This is a genomic window from Vibrio sp. 05-20-BW147 (assembly GCF_013369385.1).
In the GTDB taxonomy this organism is placed as follows: domain Bacteria; phylum Pseudomonadota; class Gammaproteobacteria; order Enterobacterales; family Vibrionaceae; genus Vibrio; species Vibrio floridensis.
In genome coordinates this window covers 175,664-200,811 of sequence record NZ_SZTO01000005.1, presented here as the reverse complement: position 1 = coordinate 200,811, position 25,148 = coordinate 175,664, and the positions used below count along the sequence as shown (strand labels likewise).

21 protein-coding genes are annotated in these 25,148 nt (G+C 45.6%); 13 read left to right on the top strand and 8 right to left on the bottom strand.

Annotated elements, in window-relative coordinates; translation table 11 throughout:
* Positions 1–6: 6 nt before the first annotated feature.
* Positions 7–1,206, bottom strand: coding sequence for a type III PLP-dependent enzyme (locus tag FC652_RS06160; protein ID WP_176297908.1), 1,200 nt, complete (start codon positions 1,204–1,206; stop codon positions 7–9).
* A 447-nt stretch (positions 1,207–1,653) separates the two neighbouring features.
* On the opposite strand from FC652_RS06160, the gene FC652_RS06155 reads away from it, so the two are divergent.
* The 5 genes from FC652_RS06155 to FC652_RS06135 all read left to right on the top strand — a co-directional run bounded on the left by FC652_RS06155 (position 1,654) and on the right by FC652_RS06135 (position 9,466).
* The gene (locus FC652_RS06155; protein WP_176297907.1) at positions 1,654–2,325 is read left to right on the top strand and encodes a tRNA (adenine(22)-N(1))-methyltransferase TrmK; all 672 of its coding nucleotides are present in this window, start codon (positions 1,654–1,656) and stop codon (positions 2,323–2,325) included.
* A gap of 343 nt (positions 2,326–2,668) precedes the next feature.
* Positions 2,669–6,322, top strand: a complete 3,654-nt coding sequence (locus tag FC652_RS06150) for a transporter substrate-binding domain-containing protein (RefSeq protein ID WP_176297906.1) — start codon at positions 2,669–2,671, stop codon at positions 6,320–6,322.
* Positions 6,315–7,475, top strand: coding sequence for an EAL domain-containing protein (locus FC652_RS06145; protein WP_176297905.1), 1,161 nt, complete (start codon positions 6,315–6,317; stop codon positions 7,473–7,475). The genes FC652_RS06150 and FC652_RS06145 overlap by 8 nt, the downstream gene beginning before the upstream one ends.
* A gap of 1 nt (position 7,476) precedes the next feature.
* Positions 7,477–8,076: a response regulator transcription factor gene (locus tag FC652_RS06140; protein ID WP_176297904.1), complete on the top strand. Its 600-nt coding sequence runs from the start codon at positions 7,477–7,479 to the stop codon at positions 8,074–8,076.
* A gap of 34 nt (positions 8,077–8,110) precedes the next feature.
* Positions 8,111–9,466 carry a GGDEF domain-containing protein gene (locus FC652_RS06135; protein WP_176297903.1) on the top strand — a complete coding sequence of 452 codons (1,356 nt, stop codon included), beginning with the start codon at positions 8,111–8,113 and terminating at the stop codon, positions 9,464–9,466.
* Positions 9,467–9,563: 97 nt separating this feature from the next.
* On the opposite strand, the gene FC652_RS06130 is transcribed toward FC652_RS06135, so the two are convergent.
* On the bottom strand, positions 9,564–10,151 hold the full coding sequence (locus FC652_RS06130; RefSeq protein WP_176297902.1) for a response regulator transcription factor: 588 nt from the start codon (positions 10,149–10,151) through the stop codon (positions 9,564–9,566).
* Positions 10,152–10,600: 449 nt separating this feature from the next.
* On the opposite strand from FC652_RS06130, the gene FC652_RS06125 reads away from it, so the two are divergent.
* The 6 genes from FC652_RS06125 to FC652_RS06100 all read left to right on the top strand — a co-directional run bounded on the left by FC652_RS06125 (position 10,601) and on the right by FC652_RS06100 (position 15,705).
* A complete protein-coding gene (locus FC652_RS06125) occupies positions 10,601–11,329 on the top strand; it encodes a MipA/OmpV family protein (protein WP_176297901.1) in 729 nt (242 codons plus the stop codon).
* Between the two features lie 129 nt (positions 11,330–11,458).
* Complete coding sequence (locus FC652_RS06120; RefSeq protein ID WP_176297900.1) at positions 11,459–11,974, top strand: lipocalin family protein; 516 nt, start codon at positions 11,459–11,461, stop codon at positions 11,972–11,974.
* Positions 11,975–12,352: 378 nt separating this feature from the next.
* Complete coding sequence (locus tag FC652_RS06115; protein WP_176297899.1) at positions 12,353–12,952, top strand: pentapeptide repeat-containing protein; 600 nt, start codon at positions 12,353–12,355, stop codon at positions 12,950–12,952.
* Between the two features lie 497 nt (positions 12,953–13,449).
* Positions 13,450–14,676, top strand: coding sequence for a Shedu anti-phage system protein SduA domain-containing protein (locus FC652_RS06110; protein ID WP_176297898.1), 1,227 nt, complete (start codon positions 13,450–13,452; stop codon positions 14,674–14,676).
* 188 nt (positions 14,677–14,864) lie between these two features.
* A complete protein-coding gene (locus FC652_RS06105) occupies positions 14,865–15,128 on the top strand; it encodes a hypothetical protein (protein ID WP_011082346.1) in 264 nt (87 codons plus the stop codon).
* 76 nt (positions 15,129–15,204) lie between these two features.
* Positions 15,205–15,705, top strand: a complete 501-nt coding sequence (locus FC652_RS06100) for an opioid growth factor receptor-related protein (RefSeq protein WP_038939944.1) — start codon at positions 15,205–15,207, stop codon at positions 15,703–15,705.
* A 79-nt stretch (positions 15,706–15,784) separates the two neighbouring features.
* Here FC652_RS06100 and tdh read toward each other — a convergent pair whose 3' ends face one another.
* From tdh to FC652_RS06080, 4 genes are all read right to left on the bottom strand, one after another.
* On the bottom strand, positions 15,785–16,816 hold the full coding sequence (tdh, locus tag FC652_RS06095) for an L-threonine 3-dehydrogenase (RefSeq protein ID WP_011082342.1): 1,032 nt from the start codon (positions 16,814–16,816) through the stop codon (positions 15,785–15,787).
* Between the two features lie 114 nt (positions 16,817–16,930).
* Positions 16,931–18,124: a glycine C-acetyltransferase gene (locus FC652_RS06090; protein ID WP_176297897.1), complete on the bottom strand. Its 1,194-nt coding sequence runs from the start codon at positions 18,122–18,124 to the stop codon at positions 16,931–16,933.
* A gap of 275 nt (positions 18,125–18,399) precedes the next feature.
* Entirely contained in the window at positions 18,400–19,653 is a 1,254-nt protein-coding gene (locus tag FC652_RS06085; RefSeq protein WP_015727532.1) for an SGNH/GDSL hydrolase family protein, read from the bottom strand.
* 560 nt (positions 19,654–20,213) lie between these two features.
* Positions 20,214–21,455 carry an MFS transporter gene (locus FC652_RS06080; RefSeq protein WP_011082337.1) on the bottom strand — a complete coding sequence of 414 codons (1,242 nt, stop codon included), beginning with the start codon at positions 21,453–21,455 and terminating at the stop codon, positions 20,214–20,216.
* Positions 21,456–21,771: 316 nt separating this feature from the next.
* On the opposite strand from FC652_RS06080, the gene FC652_RS06075 reads away from it, so the two are divergent.
* Together FC652_RS06075 and FC652_RS06070 are read left to right on the top strand one after the other, a co-directional pair.
* A complete protein-coding gene (locus tag FC652_RS06075) occupies positions 21,772–22,683 on the top strand; it encodes a LysR family transcriptional regulator (protein WP_011082336.1) in 912 nt (303 codons plus the stop codon).
* A complete protein-coding gene (locus FC652_RS06070; protein ID WP_130190929.1) occupies positions 22,683–23,066 on the top strand; it encodes a VOC family protein in 384 nt (127 codons plus the stop codon). Before FC652_RS06075 ends, FC652_RS06070 begins: the two co-directional genes overlap by 1 nt.
* A 164-nt stretch (positions 23,067–23,230) precedes the next feature.
* Here FC652_RS06070 and FC652_RS06065 read toward each other — a convergent pair whose 3' ends face one another.
* Both FC652_RS06065 and FC652_RS06060 read right to left on the bottom strand, forming a co-directional pair.
* Positions 23,231–24,646 carry a PepSY domain-containing protein gene (locus tag FC652_RS06065; RefSeq protein ID WP_176297896.1) on the bottom strand — a complete coding sequence of 472 codons (1,416 nt, stop codon included), beginning with the start codon at positions 24,644–24,646 and terminating at the stop codon, positions 23,231–23,233.
* Positions 24,647–24,753: 107 nt separating this feature from the next.
* Positions 24,754–25,110, bottom strand: coding sequence for a hypothetical protein (locus FC652_RS06060; RefSeq protein WP_176297925.1), 357 nt, complete (start codon positions 25,108–25,110; stop codon positions 24,754–24,756).
* Between the last annotated feature and the right edge of the window lie 38 nt (positions 25,111–25,148).

Below are 25,148 nucleotides of genomic sequence, written 5' to 3'. Positions count from 1 at the left end.
GAGTGCTTAACCAATCAAACGTTCGCTCACCGCGACATGTTCGTTCAATGCGATGGTTTGAGCGCGTTTAAAGAAGTTAAAATCGGTCGCGGTTGCACTGGTGTACGCGCCCATAGTGCGGCCAATCACCAAGTCACCGTTGTTCAACTTCGGCAGCAAAATGTTCTCTGCAATCACATCCACACTGTCGCACGTTGGGCCAGAAAGCACGCTTGGGATCAGCTCGCCACCTTGTTTGATGGTGGTGAGCGGATAACGCGCATCGTCAAACATCAAACCACTGAACGAGCCATAAATACCGTCATCCAAGTAGTACCAGATTTGCCCTTCACGCTCGGCTTGCCCCATCACTGAAGCCACACTGGTCACCGCTGGGGCACAAATAAAGCGACCCGGTTCTGCCAAAACGTGAACGGTTTCAGGTAGTAAGCTTAGCGCTTCATTAATTGGCGCGCAGAACTGATCAATCGGCATCACTTGTTGGGTGTAGTTCACCGGGAAGCCACCACCAATATCAAGCGTGCTCAACGCTGGCAAACCGCGTTCAACCACTTGTTCCATCACATGTCGGCAAGTGTGGATCGCTTCAACATACTTGTTTGGGTTAGTGGTTTGTGAGCCCACATGGAACGACAAACCTTTGATGCGAATATTCCACTCTTTCGCGGTTTCGATGATCACCAATGCCTGCTCTGCTGAACAACCAAACTTCTTCGACAAATCGGCAAACGCTTCAGAGTTACGGAAGCTCAAACGCACCAATAACTCGACGTCATCACGATACGCTTTGAATTTCTCTAGCTCATTCAAGTTATCCACCACAAACACGTTGCAGCCGTATGCCAGTGCATCACGAATGTCGGCATCGCGCTTGATTGGGTGAGTATGAATCGTGAGTTCTGCTGGCACGCCTTCAGAGGCAACCAACTCCACTTCACCAGTGGTAGCAAGGTCGAAACTCGCTCCTTCTGCTAACAAAGTACGCACCACCACTGGGTGTGGCAGCGGTTTTAATGCGTAGTGCAGCGTCACGTTTGGCAACGCGTTTTTCAAAGCGCGGTACTGCTGACGAATCACATCGCAGTCCAATAGCAAGAGTGGTGCACCAAATTGCTCAACCGATGCTTCGATCAAATGGATTTCTTCTGCGTTTAACACAGGTGACGCTAATGAATGAATATCAAAAATAGAATGTGAATGTGCCATCGCAAACCTCCAAAGTAATGGGCACTTTTCATACATAAGAGATGAGTGGGTATGAAAAGTGGAGCGTCAATAAAAGCGCAGGTGCGCCGTCAAAGTCACTCTTGGATAGTTGCTCTATCGCCTTGCCACATAAACAGCTGTGATGTACTCGGATTGGCTATCATCAAGAAGCGATGCGATAGTAAGGTCATCTTTTTCTCAGTGCAATAAAAAATGTCCCGAGAACGGCAACGATTTTTTGTTGTAATGACCATGATTTGTTATGCAAGCCAATATGAATAAAAAAGCAATATTTTGCAGGAAAACACCGTTATCCGAATAGTCATTCAAAATTCATCACTCTCTATTGAGTCTTCGTCGATAGACATAACTCAGAGAACCTCGCCACCCGTTAAAAATCATTCTACAATCCGCCCCCGCATTCCTCTCATTGGTTCGGAGACTTCCGTGAAACTCAGCCGACGCATCCAAGCATTGTTAGACATGGTAAAAGACGATTACCACCATATTTGGGATTGTTGCTGTGACCACGGCTATCTTGGCTTAGCCTTGATGGAAAAATACCCGCAGCGAACCGTTCATTTCGTCGACATCGTGCCGGAGTTGATCGATAACGTCTCGCTGTCTGTCCAACAAATGGCTCGTACCAATCACTCAAATGGGGTGACTCACTGTATCGATGTTGCCTCGCTGCCCCTTGAGCAATACCCTGGTAAGCATTTGATCATTATTGCCGGTGTGGGGGGCGATCTCACCCTTGAACTGGTTACGCAATTGCGAGCCAAACATCCAGACCAGCCACTGGATTTCTTACTCTGCCCGGTTCATCACCTCTATATGTTGCGCCAAGCACTAAGAGAGATGGATTTTCGCTTATTGTCTGAGACCCTTATCGAAGAGAACCGCAGGTTCTATGAGCTACTACACATCAGCAATTCTGAACATCTCCCGCAGCGCGTGAGCCCCGTCGGTCAGCAACTTTGGCAAAATGCCGACAAAGCGACCGCAATACGCTATCAAAAGAAAACCGTGGCGCACTATCAACGTATAAAAATTGGGCAGGGTGAAGCCATTGAAAAGATCATTGAGCACTACCAACAAATCCAGTTCGCCGACTAAGCGGTTTGGCATACCAAACGACGTTGAAACGCCATTACTCAACTCGTTTGGTATTCTTCAAATTCGCAAACGTGTATTTTGAACAACATTGACATATACACGCACTTTCATTATTTTCTTTCGCCGACTTTCCCATGTTCATTAAACGTAAATAAAATTCAAATTAATATAATCCTCACCTATCTCCATTTGTAATCCTATACCGATTCCTCTGTAGGAACATTCTTACAAAATCAAAATTTATTTTTAAAATTCAACAATTTATGTAGATTTATTAAAATCCCAAAATTTGACAAATTCTCACATAATTTTAATCTTATATTCCATATTTGAGGAATATAAGATGTTGAACGCCCACATTAGATTCGTTTCATTTCTAATTTTACTATCCGGACTGTTATTTTCGGGTAATGCACTGCCACAAGAAGAAAACTCTGAACAAGAAACGAATCCTCCATCAACAATAGTGATCGGCATCACCTCAAAATCGATCAACCCATCACTGGATAGTGAATCGTTGGGCGTTTATTGGGGCGTCAATGTTGAATACCTAAGAAATATCGCCAAAATTCTCAACATCAATATTCAACTGAAACATTATTCAAACGTCGTTGAGCTGCTGCATGACGTTGAAACCGGTGTAATTGATGGCACAGTAGGTTTTGCAAAAACACCAGAAAGGATGAACCGTTTTCTCTTTTCTAAGCCTCTATTTAAAAGCAGTGTTTCCATTTGGTTCAAAGAAAGTTTTTATCAAACAAGGCCATTTAGCACGCTCAATTGGACATGTGTGAAAGGCACTTCTTACTGCGAATATTTAAGAATCAAAGGCATCAAAAACATTCATTATGCTCTGAATTTTACTGACGCCATTGCGATCATGAATAAAGGGCAAGCGAATGCGTTTATCTCGTCATTTGTCACGATTAACGAATATCTCGACAAGCATGATGTTGTACGTGGCGCAGTTGAAATACCCGATTGGATAGAACCAGAAGAGATCAGTTTTATTACCGCGAAAAACAACGTCGCATTAATGGAGAGTATTGATAAAGTTTTAGAATGGGAAGTGAAAGGCAAGAATATTCGCTCGGTTGCATCGAATAATCTTTACCATCTTAATGACAGGCTTCTCTCTGAATATCGCAGGGAGCATCATGACGATGATGTCATCACATTCAGCACCAGCAATAACGCCTACCCATTTTTTGAAATATCAGACAATGGTGAACAAAGAGGGTTATTAGCCGATTTTCTCGATTTGATCCAGTCACGTTCTGGTTTAGATTTTGAATATAAGAGCCCTATATTTGAATACAATCAAGAACTAGCTACGTTCAATGCCAATATTATTCCTGTTGCCTACATTGATCGTGTGGAGTCACCTAATTGGCTCCTCACTAAGCCCTTTATGCAGATAAAGTTTCACAAAGTGGAGTTGGCTTCAGCTAAAGCCAGCGATAATAGCAAACCGATCTCTGGCATTTTGCTCAGTTTACAAAAGCAAGGGCTGATCCATATCAACGCTTGGAGCAATGAAAACGTCAAAGAATATTCTGACATTAAAAAACTGATGAAGGACTTGGAAGACGGAAAAATTCAATCGGCATATATGTCTGATGATGTGCTTTACAGCCTTCTATCTCAGTTTAATAAAGGGCATCTGAAGGTCGATAAATCTCAAGAAAAACATTTTTCTATCGCATTTTCGGTGTCTAACCATGACGTTAAGTTAAAGAAACTGCTCGATAGCATAATCGACACCATCGATAGTAAAGAAATCGAGAAAATAAACAAAAGCTATCGAGACTTTAATCTCACGTATGGCTACGACTCAGAAAAAGTTATTTTTTCCGCCATTATCATATCGGTTTTATTAATCATTGTTGCGATCATTATTTATTTCGTGATTAGCAATATGAAGCTCAAAGTGAGCTTAGCGGAAATTAACGCCGACAATGAAGAGAAAGAGAAACAGTGGTTAACCCAAATCATTCAAGAACTGAATAACAAAGTTTTTATTCATGATGATAAGGGACAACTGGTTCTTAGCAACTGCTCTGAGTATCTCAAAGGCAACTGCACGAATTGCCAAATTAAGAACGCCGCAACGCAAATCTCACTCGTTGGTGATTTCGAGGAAGTGCAGCAAGTCCTGAGCGGTAAACGAATCAAAGAGTACAGCCAGACCGTTAACTGTGATTTGCAAATCGAGCACATTTATCGTGAGCGCAAAGCCATTCGCTCTTTAGATCATAGCAAGCAGTTCGTTTTAACCGTATTGCAAGATGTGACGGCGCAAAAAGAGCGCGAGGCCGCACTGATCGCCGCTCAGCATGAAGCACAAAGTGCCGTTAAAGCACGCGAGCGATTCTTGGCAACCATGAGCCATGAATTGAGAACGCCACTCGCCGCGACTTATGGCTTGCTCGATTTAGTGGCAATCCACTCCACCAGTGAGCGAGACAAAGAGCTGGTGTTACGAGCCAAGCAGTCGCTAAACCACCTCAATCTGTTGGTGGATGAGGTACTTGATTACTCAAAACTGGAAGCGGGCGAGTTGCAAATTCATCCAGCTAAAAATGAACTGTTGCGTCTGTTGAGCCAAACCTTGCGCGGGTTTGAAGCCAAAGCCAACAGCAAAGGGCTGGACTACACGGTGAACATCATTCCGTTCTCATTGAGGTGGGCGATGATTGATGATCTCAGATTTAACCAGATCGTCAGTAATTTGATTTCCAATGCCATCAAGTTTACTGAACAAGGAGACATTACGCTGACAGCGCAAGTGGTCAAAGAGCGATTACTTCTGACCATCAAAGACACTGGTATTGGTATGACGCAAGAGCAACTGGCCAATATCTTCAAGCCCTTTGTTCAAGCTGATGACTCCATCACCAGACAATTTGGCGGGACAGGATTGGGATTGGCCATTGTTGAACAACTGTTGAAGCAAATGGGTGGTCACATCGCGTTGCATAGTGCGTTGAATGTCGGGACTCAAGTTGACATTGAACTGCCATTGACCCCGTGTGAAGGCGCTTATCCTGAGCTGAACGCCTTAAGCTATTCGTCACAATTACCTACGGTCATTCAGGATTGGTGTCAATGCTGGGGGCTGGTCAAAAACGACGCTAACCCAAGCGTAAACAAGGGGCTAAGCGGTGAATGCAACACGCTCAGTTGCCAGCCAAGTGGCTGTCAGAGAAACAGCGCACTGGAATGCACGCAATACCCAGATGCGTTATTGGATTGCTTATTAAAGATGACCAGTACAGAGCAAGAGCGCCACATCGAGGAAATCCCGATGGACGCACTGGCAGGCAAGGTGCTCGTGGCGGAGGACAACAAGATCAACCAGCACATTGTCAAAATGCAATTTGCCGAGTTGGGGCTCACACCCATTGTGGTCAACAACGGTGTCGAAGCGCTGGACTACATCAAGCAGCACAACGATGTTGCCCTGTTACTGACCGACTTCCATATGCCAGAAATGGATGGCTATGAGTTAGTGAAAACATTACGTGCGAACGAGCGCTTTGCCACGCTGCCGGTTGTCGGCGTGACCGCTGAAGACTCGAGAATCGCCAATGAGAAATCGATGCAAAGTGGCATCAATGAAATTTTGTATAAACCCTATGACCTGAAACAACTCGGCGCATTATTGGCGCGCTACCTCGCCAAACCAAAGGCTCGAGAAAACTGGCTCGATAAGTTCTCCGAAAACGACGCCCAAGAAGTGGCGAAAGTCTTCATTGTCGAAATGGCCAAAGACTTAACGCAACTGAAACAAGCGGAGAGTGGCCACCAAATGAGAGCGGCAGTGCACAAGGTAAAAGGCGCGTGTGGCGCGCTGGGCATTCAGCACATTGTCGCCCTCTGTGAAGACGCTGAATCGGTGGACATGGCGCACAAACCCGCGTTGGTAGAGAAAGTGATCTCTGAGCTGGATGCGGAAATTAACCGAACAATCATGTGGATGGAAAGCTATGCGTAATGATTTGAAAATATTGGTTGTTGATGATCATCCGATCCATCTGACTTTGATGAAACAACAACTGGCGAAAATACCCAATACCCGTGTTGCCACCGAGCAAACCGTGGCGAGTGCCTTGAGCACCTTGTCTGATGATCACTACGATTTCGTCTTCTGTGATTTAGACATGCCACACAGCGATGGCATTGACTTGTTGATCTCACTGAATGAACAGAAATACACAGGCAATGTCGCGTTGATCAGTGCGCTGGACCGCCCGATTATTTCTGCCGTTTCTGCCATGTGTGAAAACTTTTCGTTTCAAGTGTTAGGCAAGATTAGCAAGCCTTACTCCAATAGCGACATTCAGCAATTACTGGACAACGCCGCCAAGGCCCTAAAGCCTGCGCGAAAATTGCGTCGAAGAATCGATGTGAGCGATCAAGAGTTCTTGTTCGATTTGGCCAATGGCCGCGTAAAAAACTACTACCAACCGTTAGTGGATTGCCGCACTGGTGACGTGGTTGGTTATGAAGCCCTGGCAAGATGGTTGCACCCTATCTACGGCATGCTCTCTCCGGCGCACTTTTTGCCCATCGTTGAGCGATGCAATCTCTCACATGAGCTGTTTGATATTGTCACGGATAACGCCATTCGCGACGCAAGGCACATCAACCAAGGCCAGCGTATCTCAATCAATGCGGATCAAATCAACATCGAAGATGGCAACTTCAGCGAGCGTTTTATCGCTAAGTGCCTAGAAAATCGGGTAGAACCAAGCGTTTTTACCATTGAAATTACGGAAAACACGTCGTTTAGCAACAGCGTGGCACTGTATAAAAACTTAGCAAAACTGCGCCTCAACGGCGTCAATGTCTCTATTGACGATTTTGGAACAGGGCACTCGTCTCTCGAGAAACTTTCCCTGCTGCCTTTTAACGAACTGAAAATCGATCGCTCGTTTGTCTCCGAAATGGAAATAGACAGCAAAAAGCAGAAAATTGTCAATTCCATTTGCGGACTGGCGAAAAGTTTAAATTTAAAAATCGTCGCCGAAGGCGTTGAAAAACAATCCACTTGGAACATGTTGAAAAAATACAATATCGACGTTTGCCAAGGTTATCTCTTTAACAAACCGATGCCGATTGAGGCAATCAATATATTGAGCGCATAGCATGATAAATAAAGTCAACTGCCTGATCTTTGATGATCACCCAATGGTCTGTTTCGCTATCAAGACGTTAATTGAGCGGTTTTGCCATGTGGAGAGTGTCAGCACTGCGGGCTCGATGAAGTCTGCGATGGCCTTAATCAAACAAGAGCAAATAAACCTCATCTTATTGGACGTTAATCTCTCTGACTGTGATGGATTTGACTTCTTAAGACGCATCAAATCCCACGGTTATAAAGGCAAAGTGATCTTCTTTTCCGCAGAAACCAGCCAGCTGTTTAGCGAGATAGCCTTTCGCTTAGGCGCGGATGGTTATGTGTGCAAATCCGAAGATCAAAGCATTTTGAAAGACGCTATCGACGCGGTGATCAACGGCTACACCTTTTTCAAATTCAAGCCAAGTTCTACGGTCAATCAAGCTCAACCAGAACTTTCAGACCGAGAAGCGGCCGTAATGAATTACCTTTTAAAAGGCAAAACCAACCGTGAAATAGCCAATATTTTGTCGATCAGCGATAAAACCATTAGCACCTACAAACGACGACTGCTGAATAAATTCAACGTCGAAAACATCGTTGATTTAGCAAAACTCGTTTCACTATAAAAATAACAATGACCACCTTCAGCTGAGAAAGAAAATGAAAAAAAGTTTAAGCCTGGCCTTTTTGTTTGCCACACTTTCTTTTTTATCGTGTTTAATTGCACTGGCTATCTATGCCGTTTCCATTGAAGTGGAGCGATTTGATAGGCACGCAGACCGCTTAGAAAGTATTAAAAACTACGTGGTAACCATGGGCTTATTAACCCAATCTAACATCGATACCTCTGAGAAAAAGGATAGAAAGAACATCATTCAATCCACTCAACGTTCGTTTGAAGAGTATATTTACGCCATTGACAGTTCAGAGTTGGATTATTATGAGTCGGTTGCCTATAAAACCATGCATGAAACAAGAAACTACTTTTTGAGTTTATTTAGTTATCAAAATTCCATTTTTTATTACCGCTCTTATTCCGGTAAGAAATACCTGCTTGATCGCAAAGTCAACGGCTTCAAAGTCGATGCGCGCAAGTTCAGCGAAAACTGGTGTAAAACACAATTTGTCTGTACTCAGTACGCATGGCCAGATCAACTGTTGGATCGCGCGGTGGTGTCTACCATCTACCACGACAGCGATCTAGGAGAAAACTTAATTTCTGTCGCTAGCCCTGTCTATTCAAGCGAAGAAGAAGATGAAATTGTCGGCGAATATGTCTTTAGTATCTTCTATGATCTGAACGGGAGAAGTGTCGAAACCATCTACAACCAAGGGTTTAAAACCACGCTGTTAACCTACAATGGCTATCCTTTGGCTAAGTTTGCCTACACTAAAACCTACATTGCGGATAACAAAACCATTTTCTTATTTTCCTACCCTCTTTCAAAACTGGTGATGGATTATTCGTATCTGTTTTTCGTTTTTCTGCTGTTGTTTTTTGTCTACTTGAGTCTGTACGATCAATCCAAAACCAGAAAACAGCAGTTAGAAGAAGTTTCTTCCGAGGTGATCAAAGACGAACTCACCGGGCTGCACAATCGAAAGGTCTTCAATGACACTCTGTTTAAAGACACGCTGGAAGATTCTCAATACACGGTGATCGCCATTGATGGCGACGGTTTTAAAAACATCAACGACACCTTTGGCCATCACGTCGGTGATGAAGTGATTTGCCAAGTCGGCAAATCCATGAAGGCCACATTTCGCCGTGGTGATTTCCTCATTCGAACCGGAGGAGATGAATTTTTGGCAATATTGCCAGATTGTGATCACAGGAAAGCCAGTGAACTGGTTGGAAAGCTCAAGCAGCATTTAAAAAACAGCACTCTACCTTATAAAGATCTTACGATTGCAGTAAGCGCAGGGGTTGCCACGCGAGCACAAGGCGAAACGTTGCAAGAAATGATGATGCAAGCGGATGAAGCGCTCTATAAAGCCAAGGAGAGCCGCCGATAGTGGTTTGCTTCACCATCCCCATTGCATTTCGACCTTGCATAGCATGGGCTATCTGCACAAATGGGGATTGGCAATTCGCAAACCTCTAAACCAGAACTTAGGAGCGATGGACTTCCGCAATTTCGACAATCGACTTCGCGTTGTACTTCTTCAAAATTCGAGCTTTGTAGGTGCTGATGGTTTTGTTGCTCAGCATCAAAAGCTCGGAGATCTTCTGATTACTGTAGCCTTGCATTAGGTAACTCAGCACCGTGACCTCTCGCTCAGACAACGCTTGTTGGTCAGACTGGGCAGGCTGCCCTTTAAACATCGTATACCCTTTCAACACATTAACAATGGCATTGCTAAGTGTTGATTGACTCGCGTACTTGGTCAAATACCCATGTGCGCCGATGGTATACGCTACGTTGGACAGGCTGTCATAATCATTGGAAGAGACAAAAAGCAGTTTTCCAACATAACCGTTGGCAAAAATTGACTTCGCTAAACTGATGCCATCTCGGCCTTCAATTAAAACGTCCATGATGATCAGTTCGACATTTTCCTCGCGCACGCCGTCGAGGATCTGCTTAGTGTTTGTCGTAATGGTCACTTCAAGGGGATTAATCACCTCTTTGACCAATGAGGAGAGCGCTCTTGCGTAAAGGGGTTGTGAGTCGATAATCAATACTTTTTCTACTGTCATGTTTACTTTCTCTTTTTATCAACAACACTCCTTGTCTGTTTTGTAAGACACACAGCTTAATTGCTTGTAGGAAAATTCTGTTATTGCCACGTCATAAATTATTTTCTGCTCTGACACTTCCATAACACACCACTAAATTAGCCAACTCTAATTTAAACTAAACTTAGCATAACATACTGTTTTAAAAACATTTCTCTGTTTTCTTTCGGTCTGTTTTTCAAAAATGGAAAATGATATTTTGCAAAATAGAGCACCCACTAACATTACTCTCCTGTAGAGGCATGCTGCAACAACTGTGGAACCATCGAAAAATGCGCCAGCAACGATGCCAATCCACACTGTGATTCAATCTTTTTAACGCGTGGTTAAATACGGAGTTTCCCCGCTGATGTAAGAAAACCGCCACTTAGCCGTTCTTTTATAAAACGAAAAGAAAAAGGAAGTTAGCGATGAAAAATCTTATGCGCGGCATGCGTATGTACATTCCCCTGCTGGTACTGTCTGCTCCTGTGTTGGCACAAGAGCAATACCAAGATTACGCGTTTGTTGGCGCGGGTGTCACCTACGGCGAATCGGCATTTTCAACGGATGGAGCCAAAGCTGGCATTGAGCCCTCTTTGTTTTACAACGGAAAATACGGCTTTATTGATGGCAGCTTAGCCAATTATTCACTCACCCCTTGGTTGGGTTTGTCGGGCAACTTACGTTTTGCTGAAGTGTCGGACGATTTCGATGACATCCCCCGCGGCATCAAAAACCGCGATGGTAATGCCGATCTTGGTATCACCGTGGGAACAGTTGGTGCACGCCTCACCTACCTTAAAGATGTCACCAATGTTCACGACGGTTATGAGATTCAACTTCATCTTGGTCGCGCTTTTGATACCCCGTTTGATCAGTGGGTGCTCTCCCCTTATGTTGAAGTGGATTACCGTTCCAAAAAACTTTCTCAGCATCTTTACAACGTCTCAGCGCAAGAATCTGCCGCTTCCGGTTTAGCGCAATTTGATGCTGATGAGACTTGGGTTTACAAGGCAGGTTTGATTTCACTCTACGACGTCACCGAGCAGTGGCTAGCCATTGCCAAAGTGGCGTTTGAACACCACGATTCAAATAGCTCGCTGATTCAAAACGACCTTGCTTGGCAAATCAGTTTAGGCGGGGCGTATAAGTTTTAATAACTCGAATTCCCACAAAACTCCCCCTCTAGGGAATAAGCAAAGCACTCGATAAACGAGCGCTTCTGTTTTTTAGTTCAAACGCTTAGACTTGGAAGCTATGTGAAACTCATTTTTCAGGAGCGAATTGTGAGAAAAATTCTACTATTGGCACTTTCCATCACACTGAGTGGCTGCCTTGGTATGCCAGAAACCGTCAAACCCGTTGACGAGTTCAACCTACAAAATTACTTGGGGAAATGGTACGAAATTGCGCGCCTCGACCACTCTTTTGAAGAAGGATTAACTCAAGTTACCGCCGAATACACCTTAAAAGACGATGGCGGTGTCGCGGTACTCAACAAAGGCTTTTTGGCCGATGAAAACCAATGGAAAGAAGCCGAAGGAAAAGCCTACTTCGTCAATGGCGACTCTGAAGGTTACTTGAAAGTCTCGTTCTTTGGCCCGTTTTACGGATCTTACGTGGTGTTTGCGCTCGACAAAACCGACTACCAATACGCCTTTGTCTCTGGTCCTAATACCGACTATTTATGGCTTTTAGCACGCACCCCGACCGTCGACCAATCGCTCATCGATACTTTCGTATCCATGGCCAAAGAGCGTGGATTTGATACAGATCGCCTTATTTTTGTTGAGCAAAAATAACGCCGGACATAAGAACGCTTAACGCAAGCGCTTCCTCTAGGAGGCGCTCTTTAAGCTCCTCATTCGGGGCAGCAAGAAACGAGCGAGACTTAACATCCATTCCACAAAATGTGCTTGAAGCTCGGTGAGAAAGCCACAGTATCAACGCGCATTACAAGGCTCTCAAAACCTTCCACTTTTGATCAACTTTCCATTCATATCAACTAATTAGATGAAAACCAAAGAGTGGCATATCCCTTTTATAGTAATGACTTTATTGATGAGTATGCTAGTATTTGCGCATTGATTTAACGTTCGTTGTGACATCTAAAAACACGACCCATAGGGTTAAATAGGCACAGCGATTACTCGTAGTAGTTAAGCTATTCAGAGGACGCGATGAAAGATTTAATAAACAATGAGCAGTATTTCGATGTTTCTTTTGAGAAGCTTTCCGTACCGGATGAGCATTACCGTGAGATCGAGTTTGAAGAGTGCCAATTTTCCGATTGCGATTTTTCAGCAGTCCGGTTTCAAAAATGTAAGTTCACAAACTGCACATTTGAGCGTTGTAACTTAAGCTTGGTCGATTTTTCTGGTTCTAAGCTCTTTGAGCTCGAGTTCAACGATTGCAAGTTAGTTGGCGTGGATTGGACTAAAGCGACATGGCCAGTTTATCACTCAGACTTTGAGCTCAGTTTTAAACGTTGCATTTTAAATGACTCGTCTTTCTTTGGTCTTACCCTTAATGAATTGGTTTTAGATGAATGTAAGTTGCATGATGTCGACTTTCGCGACGGTAACTTTGCAGATTCAACCATGACTTATAGCGATTTTCATCATAGTTTGTTCATGCGGACAAATTTGCAAGGTGTCGATTTCAGCGAATCCACAGCCTACTCGATTGATGTGTTAGGAAACAACGTTAAAAAGGCAAAGTTCTCACGCTATGAAGCATTAAGCCTGCTCGAGAGCTTAGGTATTGAGTTGGTTGACTAATAACAGAACAAACTTTTTAAAGCAGCCCTATGGGTTGGGCTTAGAGCGCAAGTTGCTCAGTCATCACATCACTACGTCCCCGCCCTGCGGCCTGTTTTCTGTCGTTTTTAGCTCTCTTCACAGACAACTTGCCGCTTAAAGCCCTTTCCCAAACACCGCTCTCTGCGCTCGTCATTCTGGACAGCGAGGTACGAGCGTGATGCAGAATCCATTGCGCAAAGTGTGCTGGAAGTTCGGTTAGGAAACCATAGTTTCAGCGCTCATTACAAGATGCTCCAAACACACGCCATTTTATAAACTTTTCCTATATATATCAGATCATTAGTTAGTAGCCAAAGTGTGAATGTAACCACTTAAAGAGCAATGACTTTATTGATAAATATGCTAGCATTTGCGCATTACGTTAGCATTCGGTGCGACACCTAAATCACAATTACAAAGGTTAGATAAGCACAGTGATTACTAGCAGTGGTTAAGCCTATAAGAGGAAAAGAATAATGACATCAAAAGACTGCGTAGATATAAAGCAGTTAGTAATGACATTTTTAGAGATGCATATGAAAGTGTACATTAGTCCTATGTATCATTATGTAAAAGAAAATCCAGAATTAATTAAGACGGTACCTGGGTTCCTTATTAATCCAAGATCGATATCCGTATATCTTGGGCGCACTCATATAGGTGTTGAGTTTGATGGTCCAGAGTTTATTACGAAATTAGAGTCAGGTTCGAACATTGAGGTTAAATACTTCGATTACTCTGTAGACGAATGTAATTTAGTAGAGAAAATCATTGGCTTTGAGTTTGATTCGACAAGACCAATTTCACTACCGTTACCTCCTTACTCTGAAGATATTATATTCCCGACAAATCGTGGTTTTGATAAGTTGAGAGAGTTGAAATGGAACTTTTCAGCGCAAAACTCAATCATGGGGCTAAATGTACCGACCCCGTCGGTAATGAACGATCGCTTCACTCGAGTAATAAATGCGTTCTTTTTTGATGCTGATGAATCTGGTTTGATAACTAGGCAAATTAAGTGGCTAGACTTAATCCCTATCGAGTTTGACAGTAGCGATCCTGAAGTGGATCGTTTTGGCTTTAATCTAAGTATCTATAAGGATCTAGTGAAGCCTGACGCTCATTATGTCTATCCTGCTCCAGATGAATTTAAGTATATACAACTGCCTAAGATCAATAGATTTATTGAACTTTGGGGTAACAAGGATTCAAGTGAAGTAGATATAACAAACTTTATCAGTGAAGAAGAAAATCAGTTTATTCTATCTATGAAATTTGGCGCTACAGCAATTCATTCTGAATTGACATGTGATTGGCAAAGTGAAGATCGTAAATCGATCAGACCTGACTTTTTCGTGGTTCAACCTAATGGGTATGCGGATATTGTCGAGTTCAAGTTACCTCATATACCTAAATCATTTGTGGTCGGTTCAGAAAATCGAGAAACATTTTCCGCATGGCTTAACTCGTACATATCTCAAACTAGGGCTTATGTCTCATTTTTTGACGACCCTAATAATCGCAGGTGGTTTGAAAACAAGTATGGTTTCAAGGTTCATAAGCCAAAGCGTTATCTAGTAGTCGGTCGTCGTCATGATTTCAAATCGGATGTGTGGCGTGAGATTCAATCAGACTTTAGGGACCTAGAAATAATTACCTTTGATGATCTTATCGACGGTGTAAAAGCACAATTTTACCAATAGGCATAACAAACTGTTTAAGAATAATTCGCGACGCGTGGCATTTTTGCTAGACGTTGCTCCCCCCCTTAGCAGGGGATTAGATTCTGAGGGCATGCTTCAGCATCATTTGTCATTCCTTTGAAACAGCAATCACTATGCGCAACTGAGAACTTATAAAATGGCTAAAATTCCAAATAATAGAGTGCGTTATGGTTTTTACTAGCAAAGTTAAAGTCGTGATTTCTGCCATTGCTATCGTCTTGTCTTCCATTTTGATTTCGATTGATATGTTTGGTGTGATCCCGTTTTTGGTGCTCGTTGTGTCGCTTTTTACCCTGATCATTCAAGGCGGTTTATGCTTATTGGGCTACAAAAATGGCGATGCTTTTGACGCATACCAAGATCTTGAACGGACAGAAGCAACGGCACTTACAAACTTATTCAAAGATAAAAAAGAGTGTGAAAAACGTTAACCACCGCTTCACTGTGGCGTTGTGAAGGCTTCACTCAAAACACATTCCCCACTACAGAGTTTTTACAGGATTTTCTATGAGTGAGATTGCTCGTTTCATCTCTGGCGAAGCGCCAGACAAGTTTGGTCGCAACATAGAACAGTTGCTGGCTTACAATCACTTTTGGTTGGAGCACGACCACAAATACATACAAGTGCTGTTTCCGATTGACGAGGGAACCAAGTTCAATCAACACGCTCCTCTTGTAACAGTGCAAGACAGAGAGCAATTTGCCAACTCTTTAGCCCTTCGCACCGCGCATTTGAAAGCTCTCGACCTTATGCTCGAATTTTGGGGCATGGTGAGAAATGGCGATGAAATCTCATCGTTACTGCCGCTCAGCCCTACTAATCATGTTTGGCTTAAACACCACGACCACAACCAACTGCGATTAACGCGGGTAATTCGCAGCTTGTATCTATTGGGTAATGAGCGCATTGCACGCAACCTGTGTGATTTCCTCCTCTCTGCCGCCAAGCAAGTGGGCAGTGTCTCAGAGAAAACGCAGCAGTATTGGTGCCATGCTCTAGAAGAGTGAGAAAGGCGAAGCATACCGATGGATGACAACGAAAAAGCGCCCCTTTCGGAGCGCTTTCGTTATTTTTGGCTAGGGCCGATTATTCCCAATCAAGGATCACTTTGCCTGACATGCCGCTGCGCATGATGTCGAAGCCTTGCTGGAAATCATCCACTTTGAAGTGGTGAGTGATGATTGGTGTTAGATCAAGGCCAGATTGAATCAAGCTTGCCATCTTATACCAAGTTTCAAACATTTCACGGCCATAGATGCCTTTGATCACCAAGCCTTTGAAGATCACTTGGTTCCAATCGATACCCATGTCTGATGGTGGAATGCCAAGCAGTGCAATGCGGCCACCGTGGTTCATGGTTTTCAGCATTGAGTTGAATGCTGATGGGTTGCCCGACATTTCCAGGCCCACGTCGAAGCCTTCTGTCATGCCTAGCTCTGCCATCACATCGTCAAGCTTCTGCTCGGCAACGTTCACCGCGCGAGTCACACCCATTTTGCGTGCGAGGTCTAGACGGTATTCGTTCACATCGGTGATCACGACGTGGCGCGCACCAACGTGCTTCGCTACCGCAGCCGCCATGATGCCGATTGGGCCAGCGCCGGTGATCAGTACGTCTTCACCAACCAGATCGAACGACAGTGCTGTGTGTACTGCGTTGCCAAACGGGTCGAAGATAGACGCAAGATCATCAGAGATGTTTGCAGGGATTTTAAAGGCGTTGAACGCTGGGATCACAAGGTATTCAGAGAAACAACCTGTGCGGTTTACGCCCACACCAATGGTGTTGCGGCACAAGTGCGTGCGGCCACCACGGCAGTTACGACAGTGGCCACAAGTGATGTGACCTTCGCCAGAGACGCGGTCGCCGATTTCAAAACCACGGACTTCTTGGCCAATGCCAACCACTTCACCCACGTATTCATGACCAACCACCATAGGTACTGGGATGGTTTTTTGTGACCATTCGTCCCAGTTGTAGATGTGTACGTCGGTACCACAAATCGCGGTTTTCTTAATTTTGATCAGCAGATCGTTGTGGCCAAGAACAGGCTTGTCCACTTCGGTCATCCAAATGCCTTCTTCTGGCTTTAGCTTTGATAGTGCTTTGATTTTCATAATTTAGCCTTAAATAAAGGTACTAGGTACTAGGTACTAGGTACTAGGTACTAGGTACTAGGTACTAGGTACTAGGTACTAGGTACTAGGTACTAGGTACTAGGTACTAGAATCCTAGATGATACCCATGTCTTTGCCCACTTCGATGAAGGCATCGATCGCGCGGTCTAGTTGCTCGCGTGAGTGCGCCGCAGACATTTGCGTACGAATACGTGCTTGGCCTTTTGGTACCACAGGGAAAGAGAAACCAATAACGTAGATGCCTTTTGCAAGGGCACGCTCAGCAAACTCTGCGGCCACTTTGGCATCGCCTAGCATGATTGGAATGATGGCGTGATCGGCACCACCCATGGTGAAGCCAGCCGCTTCCATACGCATGCGGAAGTGCGCTGCGTTTTCCCATAGGCGCTCACGTAGATCGCCGCTTTCTTGTAGCAAATCCAATACGCGAATAGAGGCGGCAACAATGGCTGGTGCCACTGAGTTTGAGAATAGGTATGGACGAGAACGCTGACGTAGCCAGTCGATCACTTCTGCTTTTGCGGATGTGTAACCGCCTGATGCGCCACCCATCGCTTTGCCAAGCGTACCAGTGATGATGTCGATGCGATCCATCACGTTGTGGTACTCGTGCGTGCCTGCGCCGTTTTTGCCCATAAAGCCGACGGCGTGAGAGTCATCCACCATCACAAGCGCGTTGTATTTGTCCGCAAGGTCACAAATTGCTGGTAGGTTCGCAACCACGCCATCCATTGAGAACACGCCGTCGGTAACGATCAATTTGTGGCGAGCGCCAGCGGCATCCGCTGCAATCAATTGCTCTTCTAGCTCAGCCATGTTGTTGTTTGAATAGCGGAAACGCATTGCTTTACATAGGCGCACACCGTCAATGATAGAAGCGTGGTTCAGTGCGTCAGAGATGATTGCGTCTTCTTTATCCAGCAAGGTTTCAAATAGGCCCGCGTTGGCATCGAAACAAGAGGTGTAAAGGATGGTGTCTTCTTTACCTAGGAATTGAGAAAGCTTTTGCTCTAGCTCTTTGTGGATGTCTTGTGTACCACAGATAAAGCGCACAGACGCCATACCAAAACCGTGGCCGTCCATGCCCTCTTTTGCCGCTTCAATCAGCGCAGGGTGGTTCGCCAAACCTAGGTAGTTGTTGGCACAGAAGTTCAACACTTCTTCGCCACTGGCAATCTTAACGGCTGCTTGCTGGTGAGAAGTAATAATACGTTCAGATTTGTAGAGACCTTCCGCTTTCACATCTTCAAGTTGATCGCGAATTTGCTGGTAAAATGCAGACGACATGGAGAATTTCCTTCCAGTTTGATTGGCCAACCTTGAGGTCGGCTGATTGTAGGGCAGCCTTTATGTGACAAGGGTCACAGGCGAATGCGCGTTATTACTTTCAAGTGTAATCCATGGCAGAGAAAACGATTATCCCAGTATTTGGAAAAGCATTAGTGAATTTCAGGCACAAATGAAATTTATTCCCCTCCCCCCCTTCCCTACCGAAAAAGAAAACGGAAGCACTTGGCTTCCGTTTTCATTGTTAACGCTAAGAGGTATTAGGTTCTGTTGACCTAAAAATTAAAGCGTTGCATGCCTGCCCCTGGTGCGAGCATTTTCTCGGCGATGTATTTGTGCACTGCCGTGGTGGGATGCGTCACGCCCCAGAATACGTATTTGTCTGAGCTGTGAGTGGCACAATCGTTGGTCAAGCTGTGGCTGTATAGGTAGTCCGCAGAAGAGGCACGATTGATGTTCAAACAGGCGTCGCTGGCGTTAACAAAACCATGTTGCTGTGGGTTTTGCGTCAGTTGTTCAAACAGGCCATGTGTATCGTAGAGGGTAATGTTGTAACCCTGAATGATGTAGAAGGCCGCTTGTGCTTTGATGAACTCGTTGAACTCGACGATCTTCGCGCGCACTTTCTCTATTTCCGCTTGAGTGGAGTATTTGAACTGTGGCGCTTTGGTTGCATCAGGCAAGGTCATCAGCATGATGTTCTTCGCCCCTGCGTCAGTGAGTTTGATCAGCGCGGTGCTGAAATCGGTTTTCACATCCACCACTTCGCGGTTGTAGTTCATGAAGTCGTTCAAGCCAAACTCCAGTGTGAACAAGGTGTTTTCTGGCTTGTAGTTTTTCGCCATTTTGGCGTACGTGAGGTAAGAAAGTACCTGATCTTTCACGCCAGTTAGCGCCACGTATTGGTTGGAACCGGCCGCGCCACCCACTGCCCAGTTATAAAGAGGCAGTTTCTTCGCCTGCGCGATGTATTCCGTCCAAACAAAACCGTTAGAGAAATGGCCAAGGAACCAGGTATCCGGGTTCGGGAAACGCCACTGCGCCGCGTTGAAGATGTTGCCGGTATCAGAGAGGCTGTCACCGAATGCGACAATCTTGTTGATTTGATCGGCTTGCATCACCGGATCATTGGTCCAAATGGTGTGGTTGTATGACCAACGGTTGTCCGCAGCAAAATAAGTAATGTCTGCGGCGTCGTGCGTGACGCCTAGCGTCTCTTCACAACGTTGCTTAATCACGTTTTGTGATGTGTTGGTGTAGAACATGTTTTTCAGGCGAACCGAGCTCCACCAGTAACCGTCGATGGTAAAGTAGCTGCCGTCCGGATTTTCCGCCCATTCCCAATCGGTCGCCGATTCGTCATGAGAGTTGCCCGTTCGATACCAACAACGTACATAAGTATACGTTTCTTTACTTTGCGTACTGAACACCTGTGCTGAAGTGATCGCTTCAGGAGAGAGAGCTGGCTCATCCGCCACTGCAGATGTGAAGGGCAACAGAGCACCCAACAGAATAGTTATCTTCTTCATAGAACTATCTTCTTATTATTTCATTACAATGATTTGTTAGACGTTGCCTCGTAAGAGTGCAATTGAGTTTTGAGCAATTACTCTACCGTGTCAAACAACTAAATATTCACATTCAGAAAATGGCAGCAACATCAAATAACATTCATAAGATTTATTTGTTCTTCATACTATTTGACTCAAAACAACCCATCCTCACCATCATTTATCATGAACAAAATCTAATTAAGCACATGCTTTATAAGTATTTTTAAATTCAACTCCATGCATTTCTCCAATTATCTTGGTTCGGCAGAGTCCTACTCGTACCGGTTCGACACAACGAAAAATGAGTGCTTTTTACTTGTGCCCCCTCTAATTCAGCGACGGTATTACAGAAATAAAAAGTGAATTAAATAATGGAAAAATGAATAGAAATGCAATCAAGACAAGAGAGGGAACAAAAACGCCCCAGCATGTTGGGGCGTTTCGTCTATTGTTGGCCACTGTTTACGGTTCTTGGCCGCTGCTTATAGTTCGCGGCCATTTATTGCGCCTGTCATATTTGTGCCCACCATGGAGGGTCACTGCGCGATGGCTTGTTCTCTTTCCACATTATCTTGGCTGTTTTCGGCAAGCCAGTAGAGCCAAATCATCATGAGGCATAGAGCGAAACAAAGCCCAAATAACCAGTTTGAGTTCAGCGAATCGATCACCATACCGCCAACCAATGGGGACACCGCAAAGCCCAACGAATAAAGCGCTGATGCGCCAAAATAGGAGCCGCGCAAATGCGCCGGTGCCAAGCGGTCAATCTGCACATTCAAGGTTGGGAAGGCAATCACTTCGCCTAAGCTCATCACAAAACAAGCCAGAGCCCAGCCCCAAGGTAAATCCGCGGGTGTGAGCATAAATCCGATTTGTGCCAGCGCCATCAACATCATGCCAATACGCGTACGCAAAAAGAGCGGCACGTGCTCTAGCCATTTCAACATCGGGAACTGGAAAATGATGATGGTCAAGGTGTTCACCAGCACCAATCCGGCCACCAGCGTTGCCGCATCGGTAATGTCCGAACGCACGATGACCTGCGGGATAGACGATTCCAACTGGGCATAGACAAACATCATCAAGAAGTTGGCAATCATCAACTTCACAAAGATAGCATCGCGGCTGATGACCTTCATCGTGGCACGGAAGTTAGGCAACAAAGAGGGATCGGGCTTGGTAAAGGTCTGTTTGCGTTCAATGCCAAAAAACAGCCACACGGTGTAAACCAAATACGTCACACCTGTGATGTAGAAAAGATGTTGTGGTGAGCTCAAACCAATCGTCACCCCCAACAGCGGGCCAATCGCACCACCTAGGTTGAGTAAAAAGTAACGAATGTTCAGCGCCAGTTCGCGGTCTTTCACGTTGGCAAGATTATCGCCAATCACCGCTTTGGCGGGTGCTTCGATCATCGGCCGCATTAGGCCCGTCACCAGCATCAGAAAGTAGAAGTGCCACAATTGATCCGCTAAGGCAATGCCAGTGTACGCCGCAGACGCCACCAAACTGCCGATCACCATTACCCACTTGCGGCCAAACTTATCGGACAAATAGCCCGAATAGAGCCCTGTCACCGCACCAACAATCGCCGAGCCAGCCAGCATGCCGCCGATTTGCGCCGCACTGGCGTTGTAATCTTGGTATAGGAAAACAATTAAAAATGGCCACGCCATAAAGTAACTGGTGCGCGCCAACAAAGTCCCACTGAGCACCGTCCAGATGGAAAAATTAAAACGCCTTATTCTCTCTCTTTGAAATAAACTTTCTCTCTCCATACGCCTAGCCTCTCTCGTCCGTTTTCTGTTTTTTTCTTTTTTAAGTTTGTGCCAACCTGCCCGTCACAGTACCCACCGCAAGCGTTGAAAGCGCACCCTTTCGCAATCGGTTGCTGATCACAATTTGGCCAGTATAGAGAGCTAAGTCACAATATGTAACCCCATTGTTAAAATTATTTTTCCCTCTTATATCGCAAGCTAACGCACTGCCCGAAATGGGTTTTTACCAAAGCAAACGTGAACTGTAGTGCGCGAAAACAGGCGGATTTCTGTTACACTGCCAAGCTAAATGGTGTTGTAAAAGAAGCGCATTCTCATGGTTAACCCGAAACTCATCGCCCTCCTGCCCGATCTTGCCAGTTTTATCTTGGTGGTGAATGAGGGCAGTTTTACCGCCGCAGCAAAAAAGCTCGATGTGACCCCTTCCGCGTTAAGCAAGTTGATCACCCGCTTAGAACAGGCATTGCAGGTGAAATTGTTTGAACGCACCACGCGCAAATTGCTCATCACTCAGGCGGGACAAAAGGTGTATGACCAAAGCATTGCGATGGTGAATGCCGCTCAGCAAGCGATTGAGATTTCAGCCTCTGACCACAGTGAGCCGGCTGGCGCCTTAACCGTGGCGGCACCAGAAGCGTTTTTGAATTCCGTGTTGCAACCCTTTGTGGTGCCCTTTTTGCAGCAGTACCCGAATATCCAACTCAAACTGCGCGCCGCAGACGGCGAGATTGATCTGTTTCGCGACAATATTGACGTGGCGTTTAAACTGACCGACAAACCGGATGAAAATTTGGTGCTCAAAGAGCTCAGTAAAACCCATCTGGTTTTGTGCGCCTCTCCGGATTACCTAGCGCAGCGCGGCATGCCCACCCACCCGACCGAACTCACTGAGCATGACTGCTTGTATTTGGCGGAAAACGACAAAGACAACCTGTGGTCATTCTTTAAAGATGAAGCGTTTTATTCGGTGGCCGTTTCTGGTCGCTATGCCGTTAACCATTCGCAAATGCGCCTCAACGGCGTCAAACAAGGACTCGGCATCGGCATCTTCCATGATTTTGTGATTCGCGATGCGCTTGAACGCGGTGAAGTGGTTAAGGTGTTGGACGATTGGATGATCAAAAGTAATTATCACGGCGCGATTGCCATGCAATATCCGCAAACCAAATACATGCCCGCTCGTTTGCGCGTGTTTATCGATTTTATTAACCAGAAATTGGTGTTGTGATGCTGAAAACCGTTCATCATGTCGCGATTATTTGTTCCGACTACCCTCGCTCAAAGCAGTTCTACAGTGAACTGTTGGGGCTGACGATCATTGCAGAAAATTACCGCGAAGCACGAGACTCTTATAAGCTTGATCTGGCGCTGCCTTGTGGTACGCAGATCGAACTGTTTAGTTTTCCTAATGCGCCAGAGCGGCCCAGTTTCCCCGAAGCGCAAGGGTTAAGGCATTTGGCGTTTGTGGTGGATGACATTGTGCAAATGAAAGACTATTTAGAAAGCCACAATGTGTTCGTCGAGCCTATCCGAATCGATGAATTTACCGGTAAGCAGTACACCTTTTTCGCCGACCCTGATGGCCTGCCGTTGGAGTTGTACCAACAGTAGCTTTACCAACGATAGCGTTATCACGCTAACCAAGGTGATTTGGGCGCGAGTACCCAAATCACCTAAGAACGCGTTCTGCGATCTATTTAAAACGCGCTATTCAAACCTCTCTATTTCAAATAGATCGATTCAAATCGCTCGATTCAAATCACTGAGCTTAACGGCTAGCTAAACACCGTTTTCAGACGTTCAACACGATTAAACAGCAGCCAATCAAGCAGCAGTGCCACCGCAATGCTTGCGCCCGCCAGCGGGAAGAGCACGCCGATCACCACGAGCGTCACCAACGCCGTTTTCCACACGCCATCGCTGGCAAATTTTGCGGGCACGCCCAGCTTACCCTGACCAACAGGGCGACGAAGCCACCACATGATTCCCCCTGTCACGGCAATCACCACAAAGCCCAAACACAATAGCGCGTTGGCCACTTTATTGAACACACTGATGTCTCCTTGGTGCAGCGCAATCCCTGCCGCCATGGCCTTGGCGATGAGGTTGTAATCTTCCCATGTTACATCGGCCAATAACGCGCCACTGTATTGATCAAAATGGCTGGTGCGATCCTGCGTTGGGTCGATAATGTCGCCGCTCATGGTGTTGGCAGAAAGGGTAAAGACGCCTGTCTCTGAGCGAGGAAAATTGAGTTTGTAGTGGGTAAATCCTAACTCACGCGCCTTGCTCACCATGGCATCAATGCCAATGTTTTCCATCATGGTGTGATGCTCTGAATCCATCATTTTGCTGTGATCGTGAGAGGCTGGCAGTGGCGTTTGTTCCAGATTCCACGGCATTTCTTCTTCGCTGCCGTGGTTCAGATCTTGGTGTGTGAGGGTAGAAAGCGGCACATCGTCCCATTTCTGCGCAGGAAAGCTACTCCAAGGTTGCACAAACTTGCCTCCCCAAATGCCTGCCCACGCCAAGCCGGAAAGCAAGAAAAAGAGCAGAACAATGCTGGTTAGCCCACCGAGATTGGCGTGCAGATCTCGCATCATCACGCGCTTGCCTGAGTTCAAACGCAGGCGCAAAAAGCCCGCACGGCTGGCATTATCTCGTGGCCACCACAAGTAAATCCCCGTCACCAGTAACAAAATAGACAAACTGGCTGCCACTTCGATGAGGTAATCGCCATACTCCCCCATCAGCAGCTCTCCGTGGATATCATTCGCCAATTGGTACCAACTGTCACTGCGATCAATCGTGCCAAGTACCGCACCAGTGTAGGGATCCACCGTAACAAAGCGGGAGGTGCCGTCGGCAAACTTGACGTTAAAACGGTTGGCCAAATCGACCTGTTTCGCAGGCACAAATTGGGTAACGGTACCCTCTGGATAACGCGCTTGCAAGTTGGCCAGCTGAACAGATGGCAATACCTCATGATGTTGAGGCGTGACTTGAAGAATGGATTGATAGCGAGCAAATTCGATTTCATCATCAAACAGCATCACAAGCCCGGTGACACTGAGCATCAGCATAAAGGGGATAACAAACAGCCCGGCATAAAAATGCCAACGCCAGGTGAGAAAGTAGCGAGATTTTGCACGCGAGCTGGGTTTGGCGGTCTTAGAGTGATCGCTCAACATTTTATAAATTCCTTTTGCGAACGCTAAAAAACACCGTGACCGAAAAGGAAACAGTGCGCTTTGAGCGTGTTGACTTTACTTAAATGAGTGTTGTTTTAGGTTTTGTATTAAGTCAGCGTCATGAAAGGAGGCGCGCGCGGAACTTGTCTTTCAAATCGTACACTTAGAGCCAAAAAAGTGTAGCTGTCTGAAATAACCAAGCTCTGTCGTGTAAGAACAAGTGCAGTTGGAAGCGAATCTTGGTGGAAGGTAGAAAAATGGCTAAATGGACAAGGCTTACCACTGTGGGTAGGCACCTCTTCGCCTTCTTCTATTTGAACCAGTTCAAAGCCATTAACGGTACACAGCGTCGCCCATACGCCTGCGCTGCTACCATGAGCATTGATAACAGGCATTAGCGTGACTAGTACCCAGCTTAACGCGGTCGCCACGAGCATTGAACGATGGAAAGAAGAGAAACGCATCATAACCGTTGTTTAACAATTTGCTCGAAATGTTATAG

Bases quoted from the DNA above. Each gene is read 5' to 3' on its own strand.
- FC652_RS06070 (WP_130190929.1), top strand. From the start codon at position 22,683: ATGCTGAAAACCGTTCATCATGTCGCGATTATTTGTTCCGACTACCCT.
- FC652_RS06060 (WP_176297925.1), bottom strand. From the start codon at position 25,110: ATGCGTTTCTCTTCTTTCCATCGTTCAATGCTCGTGGCGACCGCGTTA.
- FC652_RS06085 (WP_015727532.1), bottom strand. From the start codon at position 19,653: ATGAAGAAGATAACTATTCTGTTGGGTGCTCTGTTGCCCTTCACATCT.
- FC652_RS06150 (WP_176297906.1), top strand. From the start codon at position 2,669: ATGTTGAACGCCCACATTAGATTCGTTTCATTTCTAATTTTACTATCC.
- FC652_RS06110 (WP_176297898.1), top strand. From the start codon at position 13,450: ATGACATCAAAAGACTGCGTAGATATAAAGCAGTTAGTAATGACATTT.
- FC652_RS06080 (WP_011082337.1), bottom strand. From the start codon at position 21,455: ATGGAGAGAGAAAGTTTATTTCAAAGAGAGAGAATAAGGCGTTTTAAT.
- FC652_RS06135 (WP_176297903.1), top strand. From the start codon at position 8,111: ATGAAAAAAAGTTTAAGCCTGGCCTTTTTGTTTGCCACACTTTCTTTT.
- FC652_RS06090 (WP_176297897.1), bottom strand. From the start codon at position 18,124: ATGTCGTCTGCATTTTACCAGCAAATTCGCGATCAACTTGAAGATGTG.
- FC652_RS06160 (WP_176297908.1), bottom strand. From the start codon at position 1,206: ATGGCACATTCACATTCTATTTTTGATATTCATTCATTAGCGTCACCT.
- tdh (WP_011082342.1), bottom strand. From the start codon at position 16,816: ATGAAAATCAAAGCACTATCAAAGCTAAAGCCAGAAGAAGGCATTTGG.
- FC652_RS06065 (WP_176297896.1), bottom strand. From the start codon at position 24,646: ATGTTGAGCGATCACTCTAAGACCGCCAAACCCAGCTCGCGTGCAAAA.
- FC652_RS06125 (WP_176297901.1), top strand. From the start codon at position 10,601: ATGAAAAATCTTATGCGCGGCATGCGTATGTACATTCCCCTGCTGGTA.
- FC652_RS06100 (WP_038939944.1), top strand. From the start codon at position 15,205: ATGAGTGAGATTGCTCGTTTCATCTCTGGCGAAGCGCCAGACAAGTTT.
- FC652_RS06075 (WP_011082336.1), top strand. From the start codon at position 21,772: ATGGTTAACCCGAAACTCATCGCCCTCCTGCCCGATCTTGCCAGTTTT.
- FC652_RS06145 (WP_176297905.1), top strand. From the start codon at position 6,315: ATGCGTAATGATTTGAAAATATTGGTTGTTGATGATCATCCGATCCAT.
- FC652_RS06140 (WP_176297904.1), top strand. From the start codon at position 7,477: ATGATAAATAAAGTCAACTGCCTGATCTTTGATGATCACCCAATGGTC.
- FC652_RS06105 (WP_011082346.1), top strand. From the start codon at position 14,865: ATGGTTTTTACTAGCAAAGTTAAAGTCGTGATTTCTGCCATTGCTATC.
- FC652_RS06130 (WP_176297902.1), bottom strand. From the start codon at position 10,151: ATGACAGTAGAAAAAGTATTGATTATCGACTCACAACCCCTTTACGCA.
- FC652_RS06115 (WP_176297899.1), top strand. From the start codon at position 12,353: ATGAAAGATTTAATAAACAATGAGCAGTATTTCGATGTTTCTTTTGAG.